The sequence below is a fragment of the Mesorhizobium sp. M7A.F.Ca.US.014.04.1.1 genome (assembly GCF_003998745.1).
GTDB classification, from domain to species: domain Bacteria; phylum Pseudomonadota; class Alphaproteobacteria; order Rhizobiales; family Rhizobiaceae; genus Mesorhizobium; species Mesorhizobium ciceri.
In genome coordinates this window covers 1-1,885 of sequence record NZ_RZRW01000826.1, presented here as the reverse complement: position 1 = coordinate 1,885, position 1,885 = coordinate 1, and the positions used below count along the sequence as shown (strand labels likewise).

The following is a 1,885-nucleotide window of genomic DNA, read 5'->3' as shown; positions in this document are numbered from 1 at the left end:
GTCTAAACGTGACGGTCATGTGATCCGGCAGATAGCCGACGAAGTGGCCGCTCAGGATATACATCGCCTGCGCCTCGATATTCGAGGCATAGGCGCCGACATGCGCGTTGGGAAAATGCTGCAGTTCCGACTTGTTGGCATAGGGCCGCACCACCATCTGCGATGCCTCCACATCGGCCTTTGTCACCAGCTTGCGGGAAAACAGCGGGTGACGCTCGCTGCAATAGAGCGAGTTCCTTTCATGATGGAACTCAGTTTGCGAATAGCCGGGCAGCAATTTGATGCGCGGGGAGATCGCGAAATCGATCCCGCCCTTGGCGGTGTCCGCGATCAGCTGCTCGGGCGAGCCTATGGTGATGCGCAGATCGACTTCGCTGGCCTTCTTGATGAACTGGTGAATGACGTCATCGAGGCCAAGGTTTGAATCGGTAACGGTCGCATCGACGATCCCGACGCGCAGCACGCCCGTCGCCTTGGAGCGCAATTCCCCCAATTGCATCTCGAACGCCGACAGCGCGGATGTCAGCGAATGGGAATATTCATAAACAGCGCTGCCCCTGTCGGTCAGTTCGAAGCCCCGTCTGCCGCGCTGGCACAGCGAAAACCCCAACCGCTCCTCCAGCGCATTGATCTGGAAACTGATCGTCGACTGGCTCATCGCCAAGGCAAGCTGCGCTCCAGTGAATCCGCCATGTTCGACCACGGAACGGAAAACCCTGAGCGCACGGATATCGGCTACCGACAGACGCAATTCTGACACTCCTCCCCGAACCTGTGCAGGCGGTGTCCGGCATCAGCCTTACATCGCCAATTTCGATGTATAGTCTATTCATTCCATGTTTATCAAAGATTCAATCCTGCCATGCTGCCCTACCAGATGGCGGCGTGCCGTCCTGCCGCTGGGAAGTTCAACAACCGGGCCGGCAACGCAGTCGGCCGGCGACTTGGAGGTTTGAGGCTCGTCACGCATGTGAGATTCCTGAGCGCTTACAGAAGCCTCGGACTCCAAATAATCCATAATAAACGAGAACATACGAAGCTGGAGGAAGTCATGCGATCCGCTCTGAAACTGTGCACTTCGATACTGCTGGCCGCGTCACTCTCGCTCGCTGTGGCGAGCATCGCCACAGCCGCCGATCTTCTGGATCGGATCAAGGAGAAGGGCGAGATCACCATCGCGTCCGAGGCGCGCTACCCACCATTCGAATATGTCGATAACGGCAAGGTCGTCGGCTATGGCGTCGCCCTCTTCGAAGAAGTCATGAAGGCGCTACCGGACGTGAAGGTGAACCGGCTCGACCTGCCGTTTCAGGGCTTGCTGCCGGGCCTCCAGACCGAAAAATTCGACGCCATCATAACGTCCGTCACCGTCAACAAACAGCGTTACGATACCTACAGGCTGTCTCTGCCGATCGCCGACGCGTCGTTCTCCTACGTCAAGCGCGAGGGCGATACGTCGCTAAACACGCCCGAAGACCTGAGCGGCAAGAATGTTGGCACGCAGGCCGGCTCGGCACAGCTCAAGGGCACCGAGGCCTTTTCCGAGGCACTCAAGGCAAAAGGCATGGCGCCGATCGCCAACATCCAGACCTATGTCGACTTCAATGAGGCCTATGCCGACCTGGCTGCCGGCCGTACCGATGCCGTGGTGAATTCCCTGCCCAATCTGCTTTACCTGCAGACGCAGCGCGGCGACGCCTTCGAAACCATCCGCACGACGTTCGGGGAGCCGACCTATTTCAGCTGGGCCTTCCGCAAGGATGACGACAGCAAGGCGCTTGCCGACTTCATCGACAACCAGTTCCGCAAGCTCGCCGCCGATGGAACCATGGCCAAGCTTCAGGAGAAGTGGTTCGGCTTCACCATGAAACTGCCGACGGATGCC

Annotated in this window: 2 protein-coding genes; one reads left to right on the top strand and one right to left on the bottom strand. The window is 58.5% G+C overall.

Features of this window, described 5'->3' with window-relative positions; all coding sequences use genetic code 11:
- Nucleotides 1-751 (bottom strand): LysR family transcriptional regulator (locus EOA22_RS31975; RefSeq protein WP_164756125.1); only part of this gene is annotated, 751 nt, incomplete at its 3' end.
- 300 nt (nt 752-1,051) lie between these two features.
- Between EOA22_RS31975 and EOA22_RS31970 the strand changes: the two genes are divergently transcribed.
- Nucleotides 1,052-1,885: transporter substrate-binding domain-containing protein (locus EOA22_RS31970; protein WP_127390521.1), on the top strand; the 834-nt coding region annotated here is incomplete at its 3' end.